A 14,411-nucleotide genomic window follows, 5' to 3' on the forward strand; every position below is an offset into this window, starting at 1 on the left:
ATAGCGCAGGCACATGCGTATAGCGATGGGCTGAACAGGCGAGACCCCGCTCCCCCGCCCAGGTATTACTATGAACACTATGACTGAACACACAACGCACACTCCCGGGGACTCGCCCTGGGTCAATCCGTTGCGCGACCCACGAGATCTGAGGCTTCCCCGCATCGCCGGGCCATGTTCGATCGTGATCTTCGGCGTCACGGGCGATCTGGCTCGCAAGAAACTGTTGCCGGCGATCTACGATCTCGCGAACCGGGGCTTGCTGCCACCGAGCTTCGGTCTCACCGGTTTCGCACGGCGTGATTGGACGGAGGATCATTTCCGTCAATTTGTCAAGGAAAATGTGCAGCAGCATTGCCGCACGCATTTCAACGAGGTCACCTGGAACCAGCTTGCAGAGGGCATACGTTTCGTGCATGGCACCTTCGAGGATGCCGATGCATTCGAGCGCCTGAGCAATACGGTGGCCGAACTCGACAAGGACCGTGGCACACGCGGCAACCATGCCTTCTACATGTCGATTCCGCCCCGTGACTTCCCGCTCGTGGCGCAGCAGCTCGCCAACTGCGGTCTGGCCAAATCGAACGGCGACGCCTGGAGGCGCGTGATCATCGAAAAGCCGTTCGGGCACGATCTGGCCAGCGCCAAGGAGCTCGACCGCGTGATCTCCGAGGTGTTCGACCCGAACTCGGTATTCCGCATCGACCACTACCTGGGCAAGGAGACCGTGCAGAATCTGCTGGCGTTGCGCTTCGCCAACTCCATGTACGAGCCGATATGGAATTCGAACTATGTGGACCATGTGCAGATCACGATGGCCGAAGACATTGGCGTGGCGGGGCGAGCCGGTTACTACGACGGCATTGGTGCGGCACGCGATGTGATCCAGAACCATCTGCTGCAGTTGCTCGCATTGACGGCCATGGAGGAACCGGTTTCGTTCAATGCGCGTGATCTGACCGATGAGAAGACGAAGATTCTCTCGGCCGTACGCCTGCCGAAAGACCTTGCCGCGCATACCGCTCGCGGACAGTATTCAGCAGGCTGGCAGGGCTCCCGTCCGGTTGTGGGGTATCTGGAGGAGAAGGGCATCAACCCGGATTCCACCACTGAAACCTATGCGGCCGTCAGACTCGATATCGACACGCGTCGCTGGGCTGGCGTCCCGTTCTACCTGCGTACCGGCAAGCGCCTTGGCCGCCGCGTGACCGAAATTGCGCTGGTGTTCAAGCGCGCCCCGCATCTGCCCTTTGACAGCACCGCGACACAGGAACTCGGCAAGAACGCCATCGTCATTCGCATCCAGCCCTATGAGGGCGTCACCATTCGTTTCGGATCCAAGGTCCCCGGAGGCACCACCATGGAGGTGCGCGACGTCTCGATGGACTTCAGCTACGGCCGTTCGTTCACCGAATCGTCACCCGAGGCTTACGAGCGCCTCATCCTCGACGTGCTGCTGGGAGATCCGCCGTTGTTCCCGACCACACAGGAAGTGGACCTGTCGTGGAAGATCCTCGACCCCATCGAGGATTTCTGGTCCACGCTCGGCCAACCACAACCATATCGTGCCGGCACATGGGGGCCCCAGGAGGCGGTGGAGATGCTTGCCCGTGATGGACACCGTTGGAGGATGCCATGATCCTGACATTGACCGATACCCAGACCGATGAAATCTCGGCAAAGATCGACGAGCTCCACGAGGAGCGCGGCGAGGCCGCACTCGGCCGTGTGCTCACGCTTGTGGTCGCAACCGACGAGAAAAACCTCGAAAGTTCACTGTGCATTGCCAACGAGGCAAGCCGCGATCACCCATGCCGTGTCATCGCCATCTGCCCAAGCCATAGGGAGATGACCGAACCCGAGTCCGAACGCACCTATCTCGATGCGGAACTGCGTGTGGGCGCGGATGCCGGCGCCGGCGAAATCATCATTCTGCGCCCGCGTGGCGGCCTCACCCATCACCTCGACACGTTGGTGATCCCATTGCTGCTGCCTGACACCCCGATGGTGGTGTGGTGGCCGACCGAAGCGCCGGCGAACCCGTCACACGACCTGCTCGGACAGATGGCACACACGCGCATCACCGACGCATATCGTTCATCGAACCCGCAACGCACCATTGAGGATCTACGCCGCAACTGGTCGTCGAAGAACGTCGACCTGTCGTGGACACGGCTGACGCTGTGGCGTGCCGTGCTCGCCTCAATGGTGGATCAGCCGCCGCATCTGCCGATCCAGTCGGTGCGCATCACCGGCGAGCAGGACTACCCGCCAATGGATCTGTTGGCCGCATGGCTGACCCTGCGACTCAATGTGCCGGTCACCATGGAAATCGAGCCAAATGCGCAGGCGATCACCGGCGTCTACCTCACCCGCAAGGACGGCGAGCTGAGTCTGGAACGGCGTCCGAGTGAAGAGGGCATTGCGCGCATTAGCGTACCCGGCCAGTCACCACAGGCCATGCCGCTGCCGATCCGTTCGATGATCGATTGCATGAGCGAGGAACTCGGCAGACTCTACCCCGATGAAATCTATGCCGAAGTGCTCACCAAGGGCTGGCAGAAGATTCACCCGAGCATCCGCTAACACATTCCCTGCCCCGCATGCTGCCCGCTTGTTTGAGCGGGCAGCATCTTGTTTACCACCCTTTCGAAGACGAGGACTCATGAACCGCGAACACATCTCCTACTCCACCCCCCAACTTCTCGCCGATGCCGTGGCGGCACGCACATTGCTGCTGGCCAATGACATTCTGTGCCGTCCCGACCGCGAACGCGTCGACATCGCATTGACAGGTGGCACCGATGGCACCGCCATCCTCCGCGCCCTCGCAGGCAGTCCGCTGCTTGACGTTCCCGATTGGAGCAAGGTGCATCTGTGGTGGGGGGACGAGCGCTTCGTGGCTGCGAACAGCGCCGAGCGCAATGCCGTGGGAGCATCTGACGCGCTGCTCGACATGCTGTTGGAAACGAAACGCATCGCCCGCAACCAGATTCACGAAATGCCTGCAGACCGCCGTTCGCAGGAGGAGCTCGCAGCCGCCACCGATCAGGACAACGCCGTGGCGTTGGCGGCTGCGGCGGCCGATTATCAGGACGAGCTCGAAAAGGAACTCGGTGAGAATGGCCATTTGGACATCGCGATGTTCGGCCTGGGACCCGACGGTCACTTCGCTTCCCTGTTTCCGAATATGCCCCAAGTCGGCATCAACGACCCTGATGTGCTGGTGACGGGTGTGACGAATTCGCCGAAGATGCCTCCATTGCGCCTGTCATTGACGGTGCCGATGATCGTGAGGACGGATTACGTATGGGTGTGCGGCTCCCGTGAGGGCAAGGCCGAGGCGATGGGATTGACGTTCCACGCCCAGAACAATCCTGCCCTTCCCGCCTCCTATGCGGATGCTGTGCAGCAGGTGCTTTGGATCACTGACGAGGCGGCCGGCCGGGACTGCTGATATCCGCACGGCTTGTGGTATGGGAACGGGGCGGATGCATGTTCATGCATCCGCCCCGTTCCCATACCACAAGCGAAATCAGTCGGAGATCTTGACTTCATTCTGCTCAGGCGTAGCCCACAGGATGTGGTAGGCACCCGGCATATCGACACGGCCATAGGTGTGTGCACCGAACAGATCACGCTGGCCTTGCGTGAGCGCGGCTGGAAGCCTCTTGGCACGCAGGCCGTCGAAATACGCGAGCGATGACGAGAACACCGGCGCCGGCAGGCCGGACTTGGCTGAGGTGGCCACAACGCTGCGCCAATCCGCCTCGCTGTGCTCTATGCCGCTCTTGAAATACGGGGCGAACAACAGCGAGACATCGGCCTGCCCGGATTCGAAGGCCTCGGAGATGCGATCAAGGAACTGCGCACGAATAATGCAGCCGGCGCGCCAGATGCGTGCCAGATGCGCCATGTCAATGTTCCATCCATAGGTCCGTGCCGCGACGCTGATCTCATTGAAGCCCTGCGCATAGGCAATGATCTTCGAAGCATAGAGTGCGTTACGGATCTGCCCGATGAACTCCTCGCGGCTCAGATCGCCGAGATCGATATGGCCGTCGGGACCTGCAAACGGATTCTGCTGTGCCATCTCGCGCAGTACGTTCTGGTCGGAGAGCCCGCGTGCGAACACGGCCTCGGCGATGCCGGTGACCGGAACACCGAGTTCAAGGGCGGTCTGCACCGTCCAGGTTCCGGTGCCTTTCATGCCTGCATGGTCGACGATCACATCGACCAACGGCTTTCCGGTGCGCGGATCCTTCTTGTGCAGCACCTCGGCGGTGATCTCGATGAGGTAGGAGTCGAGGTCGGTCTTGTTCCAGCTTTCGAACACGCCGCCGATCTCATCGGGCGTCATGTTCAGGCCACGGCGCATGATGTCGTAGCTTTCGGCGATGAGCTGCATGTCGGCGTATTCGATGCCGTTGTGCACCATCTTGACGAAATGGCCGGCCCCGTTTTCCCCCACATGCATGACACACGGCTCGCCATCCGTTGCCTTGGCCGCAATCGATTCGAGAATCGGCTTGAGACGCTCCCACGACTCATCGCTGCCACCCGGCATCATCGATGGTCCAAGCAATGCGCCTTCCTCGCCGCCGGAGACACCCATGCCCACGAAATGAAGACCCTTGGCGCGCAGTTCCCTCTCACGGCGAATGGTGTCTTTGAAATAGGCATTGCCACCGTCGACGATGATGTCGCCAGGCTCCATATATTCGGCAAGCTCGTTGATCACCGCATCGGTGGCCGATCCTGCCTTGACCATGATGATGGCGGTGCGGGGACGTTCGAGCAGATCGACGAACTCCTTGACGGTCTTCGCCGGGTAGAACGCGCCCTCGTCGCCATACTCCTCCATGAGCTTCTCGGTACGGGAATAATGCCGGTTGTAGATGGCCACGGCATTGCCATGACGGGCCAGATTACGAGCCAGGCTCGCCCCCATGGCAGCAAGTCCCACGACACCCACATTTGCCGGTGCACTCATAAATGTATGCCTCCTGTATTCGATTGTGTTCCGTCACCAAGTCTAGCCCACATTCTGCCTAATGCACATGCATCTTCCCTGCACTGTGCATGCATTCACGGCATGCATTGCGTAGTCGGCGAAATTGCTCGACCAAAGGCATCGAGGCAATTCGAGCCACATGACCTCGAACGACCAATGCCTGACCATTGAACAGCGGGACATAGTCCTGCTGCCCGGCATGCATGGCGACGATCCGACGTGCGCTGGAGCCCATCGACACCGAGCCGACGTGCGGAATGACATGGAAGCGCGTGAGGGCGAGCCCCCGCATACGCGTATGCCCCCTGTTCTCATCCATCGGCGCGATGTACGAGATGTCGTCAGACGCCACCACCGCCCCAGCCGACTCCCCCACATACGGCACCCCTTCGCGCACCAGCTTGCGAATGACGTCATCCGCATCGGCCGCATGCAGATGGTGCATCAAATGGAATGTGTTGCCGCCACCCACATAGATGATGTCGCTGGACTGCAATCGCGCACATACTTGAGCGGCGGGCATACGTTCGGGATCCACCATCTGCACCCGCAATCCAGCGAGCGCGAACCGTATGCGCATGAGCCTGACAAGCACCCCATACGACTCCACCGTGCTCGCCGTCGGTATGAATGCCATGCGGACGCCACGCAACGGGCCGAGCTCACGTCTCAGCACAGGCATGAGCCCTGTGCTCGACGAGGCCAGAACCAGCGTGGGACCGCATACGTGCGTGTTCACATTCATATGGCGTCTCCTCGATGTCGCTCAAGCGCCACACTAGAACCGAACATACGGCACAGGCACGTTTTCCTCTGACAGCGTGCACAAATCTGTCGCATAGGCAGGCACAATAGGAAAGGACACACACGGCACACACGGCACACAGGAGCAGACATGGGCAAACTGAATCCTCATTCGCATAAGCGACTCGACACACGCCAACGCATCATCGTGGGCATCACGTTCTTCTCGATGTTCTTCGGTGCCGGCAATCTCATCTTTCCCCCCTATCTCGGGGCTCTCGCCGGCAATCGCACACTCGTGGGCATGGTCGGTTTCGTCGTCTCCGCAGTGGGACTGCCGATCCTCGGCGTGATCGTCGTGGCGCAGGCGGGCGGATTCGGCAATCTGAGCGCCAGGGTGTCCAAACGTTTCGCTCTGGTGCTGGGCGTGGCCATCATGCTCACGATCGGCCCGCTGTTCGCCATTCCGCGCACCGCTTCCACCTCGTTCGAAATGGCGGTCGTTCCCTTCGCCGGCCAACAGAACCTGTGGCTGGTGCGTCTGCTGTATTCATTGGTGTTCTTCGGCTTGGCGTTCCTCGTGGCCCAGCATCCCGACAAGCTGTCGCAGGTGCTCGGCAAGGTGATGGGCCCACTGCTGCTCGTCATGATCGTCGTGCTGTTCGCCGCCTGCCTGTTCGCCAAACATCCCGGATTCGCGAATCCGCAGGGCTCCTATGCGCACCATCAGCTGATGCAGGGCTTCATCGACGGCTACCAGACGATGGACCTGCTCGCCGGCCTCTATTTCGGCATTGTCATCTCCGCGAACATCTCCTCGATGGGCGTCGAAGACGAGCATGACAATCGCGCGGAGACCGGCATCGGAGGCATCTTCACCGGCATCATGCTCGCCATAATATATGCGATGCTGGGTTTTGTGGGGGCGGTCTCCGGTTCGTACCAGGCAATCGATGGCGCCACCGATACAGGCGCCACCGTGCTGACCAATCTCACCGACCGTCTGTTCGGCCATGTGGGCACCATGTTTGTGGGACTCATTTTCATTGTGGCCTGCTTCAATGTGTGCTCCGGACTCCTCTCCACCTGTTCGTCCTACTTCCATAAGCAGTTCGGCACCGTGCTTGGCTACCGGGGTTGGACCATCGTTTTCACACTCATCGCACTGGTCATTGCAAACATTGGGCTGAGCGCCATCATCAAACTCTCCGTACCGGTGTTGGAGGCCCTGTACCCCATAGCCATCGTGCTCGTACTGCTCTCGCTCCTGCATGGCGTGTTCACGCGGCATTTCCCTGCTGTCTATTTCTGGACGGTGCTGTTCACCGCCATCGACAGCGTGGCCAATGGCATCGCCAATCTCGTCGCCGCATTCGGCGGACGGCTGGTATGGCTCGAGACTGCGTGCAATTGGCTTCCACTCAACTCGGTGGCTCTTGGTTGGGTCGTTCCAGCGCTCGCCGGGTTTGTCGTGGGGATTATCGTGAGCATTGCCGAACGCATGCACACGCACTGAACCGGAACGGGATTCCTCACTCGCCGGCAGAAGCGCTCAGCCGCGCGTCGAGCTCTCCTACCAAATCCCCATAGCCTTCCTCGGCCATCCGATCTCGCGGTACGAATCGAAGTGACGCCGAATTCATGCAGTACCGCATGCCGCCACGTTCGCGGGGGCCGTCTGCGAACACATGGCCCAGATGACTGTCGGATTGCACGGCCCGCACCTCGAGGCGCGGGTGCAGCGGCAAGCTGTAATCCTTGACCATGCGTACCGACCCCTGATCGATCGGCGTGCTGAACGACGGCCAGCCACAGCCGGAATCGAATTTGTCGGTCGAGAAGAACAACGGTTCGCCGCTGACTCGATCCACATAGATGCCGGGGTCGAACAGACGATCATATTCGTTATGGAACGGCGGTTCGGTGGCAGACTGCTGCGTGACCGCATACTGTTCCGGGCTCAGGCTCCAGATGCGTTCGATATGACGCTGACGTTCGCGCATGTGGTCGATCACGCTCAGTGGAATATGACAGTAGCCTGTTGGATTGGCGAGCAGGTAATCCTGATGTTCGGGCTCCGCAATCGTGAAATTGCGCAAATCCTCGATCTCAACGGCCGGAGTCGATCCGGAGCGTTGCGCGAGTTCGTCCAACGCCTGCTCATACACCGCGCGCTGCTCGGCGGCATGCGCACCGGCCGGATACAGTCCGGAACGGTATTGCGACCCGACGTCGTTGCCCTGACGGTCGACGCTGAATGGATCGATGATGCTCAGGAACAGCAAGGTCAGTGTTCGCAGACTCACCCGCGTCGGATTGTAATCGATGCGCACCGTTTCCACGGCGTGGGTCGTTCCCGAACACACCATGCGATAGGTGGGATCCGGCGTAATGGATTGCGCGTATCCCACCGTGGTGTCAAGGACGCCATCGACATTCTGCATGGCTCGTTCGAGTCCCCAGAAGCATCCGCCGGCCATATAGGCCACATGCGTCTCGGGGGCGGCCGCCTCCGTCCGTTGCATTGTCATCTCACTGCCCGACTTCGTATTTCGCCGGATCCTCGTCGAAGACACCTGCGCAATGCTTGCTGCAGAAGTAGATTGTCCGCCCGTCATAGACGCGGGTGTCGGCGGCGTCCTTCGGATCGACGACCATGCCGCAGATTGGGTCGATGTGTTCCTGATGTGCCATGGTATGCTCCTTATGTTCATGTTCCGTGATGGATTCATGCCGGCAGTCGGTGTGCGTGCCGCAGGACTGGAGAGTCTGCGACGGCAACGCGAAACGAAGATTCAACGGCGTGCGCGCACCTCTGCGTACAGGCTTAGCATGGTTCGGCACGAAGGCGTGCAGTCTGTTTGCGTTGAGCACAACGGACAACGAGGAGAATGCCATTGCGGCACCTGCGATCATCGGACTGAGCAGCACATGCCACAGTGGGTAGAGCACACCGGCGGCGACCGGGATGCCCAGTCCGTTGTAGCCAAGCGCAAAACCCAGGTTCTGGTGGATGTTGCGCATCGTGCGATCCGACAGATCGATGGCGGTGACCACCGACTCGAGCGACGAATTCATCAACGTCACATCCGCGGATTCCACCGCCACATCGGTGCCCGAACCCATCGCCATGCCGACATCGGCCCTGGCCAGCGCTGGCGCGTCATTGATGCCGTCGCCCACCATGGCCACCACGCGGTGCTGGTTCTGCAGTTCGCGTACAACGGCCTCCTTATCGGCAGGCGTGACCTGTGCGACGGCATGGGTGATGCCGAGCTCCCGGGCGATTGCCTGTGCCGTGGCCTCATGGTCGCCGGTGAGCATCACGACGTCGATGCCCCGCATCTGCAATGCTTCGATTGCCTGGGCCGAGGTCTCCTTGAGCGCATCGGCGACGGCGACGACCGCGATCACGACGCCATCCACGGCAGCGACGACCGGCGTGCGTGCTTTCTCGGCCATCTGTTCGACGGCGTCATGCACCCGCTTCGAAACAGCTGCATCTTCATCAACATGCGCCTGCACGAAGCGTTCATTGCCTACGACCACGCGGTGGCCTTCGACATGGCCGCTCACACCGCCACCGGGCTCGTTATGAAAATCGCGCACCTGTGGCAACGCCCCATGCGGGGCTTGCACCTCGGAGCGATATGCCTGCACAATCGCCTCGGCAAGCGGATGCTCGGATTTCGCCTCTACTGCGGCGACATACGAGAATCCCGGTATCTTAGCCATATGGGAGACGTCGATCGGACCGCCGTCATCATCGGCCAGGCCCACCACGTCGACGACCTGCGGCTTGCCCACGGTGATCGTACCGGTCTTGTCGAGCACCACGGTGTCGATGCGATGCGTGTTCTCGAGCGCCTGCGCCGAACGGAACAACACACCATATTGTGCACCCTTCCCCGTGGCGATGGTGATGCTCAATGGGGTCGCCAGTCCAAGCGCGCACGGGCAGGCGATGACGAGCACACTGATCGCACAGACAATGCCGTAGAGCACATGCAATGGCATCGGAGCCATCTGCCAGAAGACGAAGGTCCAGACGGCGATGATCATGACGACCGGCACGAACACGCCGGCCACCCGGTCCGCAATGCGCTGGATGGGCGCCTTCGAGGTCTGCGCGTTACGCACGAGCCGAATGATCTGTGCGAGCACGGTCTGGGATCCCACACGGGTGGCACGGTAGCGGATCGTGCCATTGCCGTTGACCGTCGAACCGACCACGCTGGCTCCTTCCCCCACCGCCACCGGCATCGACTCGCCTGTCACCATCGACTCGTCGATGCTTGTGTGGCCGCTCACAACAATGCCGTCGATCGGCAGGCTCTCGCCGGGGCGCACCTCGATGATGTCGCCCACCGCAACGTCGGCAGTGGGGATATCCCGCATACCATGCTCCGTGACGACATGCGCCGTGTTCACCCGAAGTCCTACCAACGCCTTGATCGCCGCACCGGTGCCGGCCTGCGCCTTCGCTTCGAACAGCTGTCCGAGGATCATCAGCGTGATGATCGTCGCCACCGCCTCGTAATAGGGTTCGCGTGACCCCACGGGCAGCGCGTCTGGCCAGATCGTGACGAACAGTGAGTACAGGAAGGCCACGCAGGTGCCCGTGGTGACCAGTGAGTTCATCTCCGGTGCGCGGTGGGCAATGGCGAGCCAACCGGTACGATGGACGGGCCAACCGCAATAGAACATCACCGGTGCCGTGAGTATGAGCTGCAGCCACGGGCTCATCACCCATGCGGGCAACGTATGCGCCATCCATGCCCCCACAGCGGGGATCATGGGCAGCATGGCGATGAGCAGTTCAGGCACCGTGAACGCGATACCGACGATCAGTCTTCTCTTGAGCTCGCCGATCTCATGCTCCCGCTCGGCGTCGTCCGCCGACTGCAGCTGTTCGAGCTGCTCCGCATCGGAGAGTCCCGTGGCCTCCGACACGCCATTGGATTCGGCTGCTGCGGTTTCCCCGTTGCCTTTACCGGTCACCCGCAGCATCCCATGGAGCATGTTCATGCCACAGGCGAACGGGTATTCCCCGGGTGCGAGGGCGGGCAGCCTCACCTCCGTATGGGCGAACGCCTGCAGGGTGCGGTCTATGCCGAGCTCCGGGAACACGACGTGGGAGGAGCATTCCCCGCTCTCTTTCCTATCGAAGTCGAGTACGATCGGCGTCCCGGCCTTGACCTCAATGAGCGACGGCTCGTAGCCTCCGCGGACGACGACATGCGCGGTCTGCATACCCTGTGAGACCTGCGCCTTGTGGGCTTTCCTAGGGGCGAAGAAGAACCATACGATGAACGCGGTGAGTGCCACGGCAACTAGAATCGACCAAACCAACGTCATGTTGCACCTCCCACTGGATGAATGCCTGCGTTACGACAACGTGGGCGCGTCCACACATATTCCCGCCGCGCTCCACGCGTGGCGGAAATGCATGCCATGGGCAACCCGCGTGATTAGTGTGGGGCATATCGATGCGCATGTCAATACCCACGCATCAGAACATTGCATGAATCGAGGCATTATGACCACTTTGATCACCGGTGCGACAGGCGGCTTGGGGCGCGAACTGGCGCTGCTGTTCGCCAACGACGATCACGATCTCCTGCTCACTGCTCGGCATGCGGACCAGCTTGCCGAGCTGCAGGCGAAGTTGATCAAGCAGTTCCATGTGCACGTCACGTCGGTGGTGCTCGATCTTTCCGACACCGAGGCCGCCGAGAAACTGTTCCGCTATGCCCAGGAGAAAGGCATCGTGATCGATACGCTCGTCAATTGCGCAGGCTTCGGGGATTGGGCGGACTTCATGCATGAGGACAGGCGGAAACTCAATGCGATGATGCAGGTGAACATGGTTACGCTGGCCAAGCTCATGCGTCTGTTCGGCGAGGACATGGTGGGCCGTCACGGCGGGCGGATTCTCAACATCGCCTCGGTCGCGGCGACGATTCCGGGGCCGTATATGGCCGCATATTACGCCTCGAAGGCCTTCGTGCGCTCACTGAGTGTGGCCGTGGCCCGCGAGGTGCGCGGCACCGGCGTCACCGTCACATGCATCTGCCCCGGATCCATCAGCACCGGATTCGAAAAGGCCGCTGCCATGCAGGGGCACAATTTCTTCACGATGGTCAGGCCCTCCACGCCAAAGGCCATTGCCCAGTTCGCGTACCGCAAGATGCAACTCGGCCGTGCGCTGGGCTATGCGGGAGCCTTTGCAAAGGGCGTCGCCTTCGCCACCCGCCTCGCCCCCGAATACCTCAATGCGCTCTGCGCAGGCTTCATGAACGGCGGAGATCCCTCGGCTACAACTTCATCCGAGAACCCCCAGAAATAATTCTTACAATCAATCAGGTGAGGTGTTTGGGGTGGGGCTGGCAGGCACATTTCGTCACTGTCGCAAGCTCCCTTACGTTCCTCGATGTGCCTGCCAGCCCCACCCCAAACACCGGCAATACAGCCTGAACATGCGAGATGGCACTCCCTTTGGCCGTGAGGGTGGGCATAGGCTGAGGAACGTAAGGGAGCTTGCGACAGTGACGATGCCTATGCCCACCCTCACGGCCAAAGGGCGAACCCGTACACACGTTCAGCGACGGCCACGGCCCCCGCGGAACGGATTGTTGTTGCGGCGCTTGCCCTTGTTCTTGAACTGCCCATGCTTGCCTGATTTCTGGGCGCGCTTGGGGGTGGTTCGACTCTGCTCGCGGGCCTCGAGCCTGCGTTCATGGCGCTTGACCGATTCATCGCGGGCATCGAACAGACGGCCGTTGTCGTGGTGGTGGATGCGTTTGCCACCCCGACGCTCTTCACGCTCCTCCTCGCGACGGGCACGACGCCGTTCGATGCGTTTCTTGCCGTTGTTGCGGTTCTGGCGTGATTTCTTGTAATCGCGGTCGTCACCGGCCTCGCCGAACTGCTCGGCGCGACGTTCCTGCCGGTTGCACGGCCGTTCGTCGCGCCGATGATTGCGCTCATGGCGGCTCGCCTGTTCCGACTCCGCAGGCTCGGAGTAACGTGGGTTGTCCGAACTCACATCGCCGAGGAACAATGCGGCGAATTCCTGCTGCTCCTTGGCAATCCGGCGTTCGCGTTCGGTGGGCCTATGCTCGCCCTTGCCGGTACGGCGTCCACCACGGGCCGAGCGGTTGCCCCGTTCCTCATCACGGTTCGTGCGACCCCGGTCACGACGCGACTTGCCGCCATTGCCTTTACGAGGTCTGCGCTCAAGCTCGGGAAGCTCCCAGCCATGCACCGGATCGGCTTTCTGCCCCACGAGTTCCTGCACCTGTGGGGATTCGGGGGTGACTTCGACTGGTTTGAGCTTGATGTCGACCTCTTTGAACAGGTGACGAATCTTGCGCTTCTGATCCGGCGTCATGAGTGTGACTACATCGCCGGACTGGCCGGCACGTGCGGTTCTGCCGGAACGATGGGTGAACGACTTGGGATCCTCCGGCGGCTCGACCTGCACCACCAGACCAACGTTGCTCACATCGATGCCGCGGGCAGCCACATCGGTGGCCACGAGCACGTTCACCTGACCGGATTCGAAGACCTGCAGGTTCCGATCGCGTTGGTGCTGACTCAGGTTCCCATGGAGTTCGGCTGCCGGGATTCCGCTCTGCGTCAGTGTATGGGCGAGCTTCTTCGCCTGGAACTTCGTACGCGTGAACAGGATGCGGCGCCCACGTCCACTGGCGAGCTCCCTCACGACGGCAGCCTTGTCGTTGCGGGAGACGAGGAACAGATGATGGGTCATCGAATCGACGTTCGACGTCACCTCGTCGACGCTATGCACCTTCGGATCATGCAGGAATTCACTGACCACCTCGTCCACGCCATGATCGAGCGTGGCCGAGAACAGCATATGCTGCGCATCCTGTCGAATCTGCTTGAGAATGCGTTTGATCGGCGGAAGAAAACCCATGTCGGCCATCTCATCGGCCTCGTCGAGCACCACGATGCGCACATCGGCGAGTGTCAGCGCCTGCTGCTCGATCAGGTCCTCCAGACGTCCCGGGCAGGCAACGACGATGTCGGCGCCTGCGTCGAGAGCACGGAACTGGCGTTCATACTTGACACCGCCATACACCGTAGTGACAGCCATGCCATAGGCATCTGCGAGAGGAGTGAGCACGTCACTGATCTGGTTGGCGAGCTCACGGGTCGGCGCCAGCACCAGGCCGCGCGGATGCGGCATGTACTTCGAGACACCGCGCTTGAAACGCAGCGATTTTCGCAACGTCTGCGAATCCATGTCGCGGGGGAAATCCTGATCGTCGGCGCGATCCATGCTGGAGAGTCTGGAGACAAGTGGCAGGCCGAAAGCCAGGGTCTTGCCGGAACCGGTCTGTCCTCGGCCGAGCACATCACGCCCGGCAAGCGAATCCGGAAGCGTGTCCTGCTGAATGGGGAACGCGGTCTTTTTGCCGTCGGCGGCCAGCAGGCGAACAAGTAGCCCGGGCACGCCGAGTTCACCGAACGACTGCGCGGGCTCCTCATATACAGAGTCTGCATCATTCATAGTGGTATCTAAATCATTCAACGATGGTGTAAGTGGCACGATGGCCTTTCAGGTCGTAATACGATGCGCGAGTGCGCAAACTCACCCAGTTTAGCGGACGGCCACAACCAAATG

The 14,411-nt window shown here is 61.0% G+C and carries 10 protein-coding genes; 5 read left to right on the top strand and 5 right to left on the bottom strand.

Annotation, left to right across the window (positions count from 1 at the left end; all coding sequences use genetic code 11):
• Positions 1-79 precede the first annotated feature (79 nt).
• The 3 genes from zwf to pgl all read left to right on the top strand — a co-directional run bounded on the left by zwf (position 80) and on the right by pgl (position 3,457).
• Positions 80-1,639, top strand: coding sequence for a glucose-6-phosphate dehydrogenase (gene zwf, locus OGI63_RS09775; RefSeq protein ID WP_004217688.1), 1,560 nt, complete (start codon positions 80-82; stop codon positions 1,637-1,639).
• Positions 1,636-2,586: a glucose-6-phosphate dehydrogenase assembly protein OpcA gene (locus tag OGI63_RS09780; protein WP_004217687.1), complete on the top strand. Its 951-nt coding sequence runs from the start codon at positions 1,636-1,638 to the stop codon at positions 2,584-2,586. Before zwf ends, OGI63_RS09780 begins: the two co-directional genes overlap by 4 nt.
• A gap of 79 nt (positions 2,587-2,665) precedes the next feature.
• Positions 2,666-3,457 (top strand): 6-phosphogluconolactonase, encoded by a 792-nt coding sequence (gene pgl / locus OGI63_RS09785; protein ID WP_004217686.1) that lies wholly within the window; start codon positions 2,666-2,668, stop codon positions 3,455-3,457.
• 78 nt (positions 3,458-3,535) lie between these two features.
• Here pgl and gndA read toward each other — a convergent pair whose 3' ends face one another.
• Together gndA and OGI63_RS09795 are read right to left on the bottom strand one after the other, a co-directional pair.
• Positions 3,536-4,993: an NADP-dependent phosphogluconate dehydrogenase gene (gene gndA / locus OGI63_RS09790; protein WP_004217685.1), complete on the bottom strand. Its 1,458-nt coding sequence runs from the start codon at positions 4,991-4,993 to the stop codon at positions 3,536-3,538.
• 58 nt (positions 4,994-5,051) lie between these two features.
• Positions 5,052-5,759, bottom strand: a complete 708-nt coding sequence (locus OGI63_RS09795) for a Type 1 glutamine amidotransferase-like domain-containing protein (protein ID WP_004217684.1) — start codon at positions 5,757-5,759, stop codon at positions 5,052-5,054.
• Positions 5,760-5,909: 150 nt separating this feature from the next.
• Between OGI63_RS09795 and brnQ the strand changes: the two genes are divergently transcribed.
• A complete protein-coding gene (gene brnQ / locus OGI63_RS09800; RefSeq protein ID WP_004217683.1) occupies positions 5,910-7,274 on the top strand; it encodes a branched-chain amino acid transport system II carrier protein in 1,365 nt (454 codons plus the stop codon).
• Positions 7,275-7,290: 16 nt separating this feature from the next.
• Here the strand turns inward: brnQ and msrB are convergent, their stop codons facing one another.
• Together msrB and OGI63_RS09810 are read right to left on the bottom strand one after the other, a co-directional pair.
• Entirely contained in the window at positions 7,291-8,283 is a 993-nt protein-coding gene (msrB, locus tag OGI63_RS09805; protein ID WP_004217682.1) for a peptide-methionine (R)-S-oxide reductase MsrB, read from the bottom strand.
• 7 nt (positions 8,284-8,290) lie between these two features.
• Entirely contained in the window at positions 8,291-11,116 is a 2,826-nt protein-coding gene (locus OGI63_RS09810) for a heavy metal translocating P-type ATPase (RefSeq protein WP_012619904.1), read from the bottom strand.
• A gap of 181 nt (positions 11,117-11,297) precedes the next feature.
• Between OGI63_RS09810 and OGI63_RS09815 the strand changes: the two genes are divergently transcribed.
• Entirely contained in the window at positions 11,298-12,107 is an 810-nt protein-coding gene (locus tag OGI63_RS09815) for an SDR family NAD(P)-dependent oxidoreductase (RefSeq protein WP_012619903.1), read from the top strand.
• Between the two features lie 252 nt (positions 12,108-12,359).
• Here the strand turns inward: OGI63_RS09815 and OGI63_RS09820 are convergent, their stop codons facing one another.
• Positions 12,360-14,297 (bottom strand): DEAD/DEAH box helicase, encoded by a 1,938-nt coding sequence (locus tag OGI63_RS09820; protein ID WP_004217677.1) that lies wholly within the window; start codon positions 14,295-14,297, stop codon positions 12,360-12,362.
• Positions 14,298-14,411 lie beyond the last annotated feature (114 nt).

Source organism: Bifidobacterium sp. KRGSERBCFTRI, from assembly GCF_025908335.1.